Origin of the sequence: Frankia nepalensis, assembly GCF_016786325.1 — a bacterium.
Classification (GTDB): Bacteria; Actinomycetota; Actinomycetes; order Frankiales; family Frankiaceae; genus Pseudofrankia; species Pseudofrankia nepalensis.
In genome coordinates, this window is record NZ_JADWYU010000346.1 from 1 (window position 1) to 1640 (window position 1640).

General features: G+C 69.2%; 1 protein-coding gene. It reads right to left on the reverse strand.

The genetic code is table 11. The annotated features are described in order from the left end of the window. Nucleotides 1–36 precede the first annotated feature (36 nt). Nucleotides 37–1527, reverse strand: coding sequence for an IS1634 family transposase (locus I6A81_RS41100; protein ID WP_456319698.1), 1491 nt, complete (start codon nucleotides 1525–1527; stop codon nucleotides 37–39). Nucleotides 1528–1640: the final 113 nt, after the last annotated feature.

Consider the following 1640-nt stretch of genomic DNA (forward strand, 5'->3'; position numbering starts at 1 on the left):
GGCCTGACTTCCGCCAAATTAGTGCGCACTGCCCGGTCAGACGATCAGTGCGAGCGCGGTGCGCAGGTCGGTCGGGAGGGGGTCCTCGGCGGTGAGGATCTGCTCGCCGGCGCGGATCTGGATGGTGCGGTAGCGCCGGGTGGTGCGCACGAACCGGCGGATCGACCAGCCGGTGCGTTCCTCGACGTGGCGGGTGACCGCGAGCGCGGCGAACACGATGGTCAGGTGCGCGTCGATGGACTCGCGTTTGTGGTGGTAGATCGGCCGGGCCGCGAGGTCGGACTTGCTCATCCTGAAGGATTTCTCGATGTTGAGCAGGCGATTGTAGGCCTGCAGGACGAACTCGGGGGTCGGGTTGTCGATGTTGGTGCTGTAGCCCTTGAACCCGGCCAGGGCGCGGGCTTTGGCTTCCAGCGTCCGGTTGACGGACTTGTCGGCGCCGGTGAGCTGGACGAACCGGTTGCGCTTGATCGGGGTCTTCCCGGCGACGGCCTTCTCGGCCTTGGCGACCTGTTCGTCGATGCCGCGTAGGGTGCGCCGGGCCCGGTCGGCCTTGTACTGGTAGTAGATGACCTGGTCGCGGCGCTGGTCGGTGGGGCCGGCGGGCCAGGGCTGAGTGAAGATCTGCCCGTCGTCGGGCTCGTCGCCGGGGTGCTTGCGCCGCCAGTCCACGACGGCATAGGGGATGTCGGGGATCTTCATGCCGAGGATGAACGACAGGCCCTCGGCCTCGATCGCCTTGCGGTTGGCCTCCGAGATCATGCCGGCGTCGGCGACGACGGTGACGTCGCGCAGCCGGTGAGCGGCCATGAACGCCTTGATGACGGGGAGCATGGTGGTGGTCTCGGCCTTGTTGCCCTCGAACGCCTCGATCATCAGCGGGAAGCCGGCCGCGTCGGTGAGCAGCCCGACGGTGATCTGGGGTTCGAGGCGGCGTTCCTTCGAGTAGCCGGACTCGCGGAACCCGTCGCCCTGGTCCGTCTCGAAGTAGAGGGTCGTCACGTCGTAGAGGACCAGGCTCGCCGGTCCCAGGCCGGTGTGCGCCGCGCAGGCCGCGGCCAGGCCACGGCGGAAGGGCTCGGTCGCGTAGGTCGACAGGCGGCGCTCGATGGTGCGGTAGGCGACGGGGTCCGCGCCGACCTCGTCGAGGACCCGTGGTGTGTCACGCTTGCTGGTCGGCTCGATGATCCGGGCCAGGACCAGGGCACGGAACACCGGGTCGCCGCCGGTCGCCGTGGCCAGGCCGACCGCGTCGTAGGCGCGGCACAGCGCGTCCCACAGGTGCCCCATCCGCGAGGCGACGATCGGCAGCGGGGCACCCGACGAGCCGACCACGTCCAGGCCGAGGTCGAGTTCGCCCTGCCCGGCCGCAAGCCGCTGGTTCGCGACCGCCTTGAGCGCCTCGAGTTCGGCCTCGTCGTGCGCCGACCCGATGTGGTCCATCGTGCGCGAGCCGCGCCGGTTCGAGTACACGATCTGCACTGCGGTCGCGCCCGACGCGGTCCGCACGGTGCGCACATACGCCACGAGCCCGCAGCCTAGGGCCCGGGTTAGTGCACAAAAACAGCGACCTCGATCAGCGAACCCACAGGTCAGCGACCCACCAACGCGATCAAGTCACGATCATGGCGGAAGTCAGG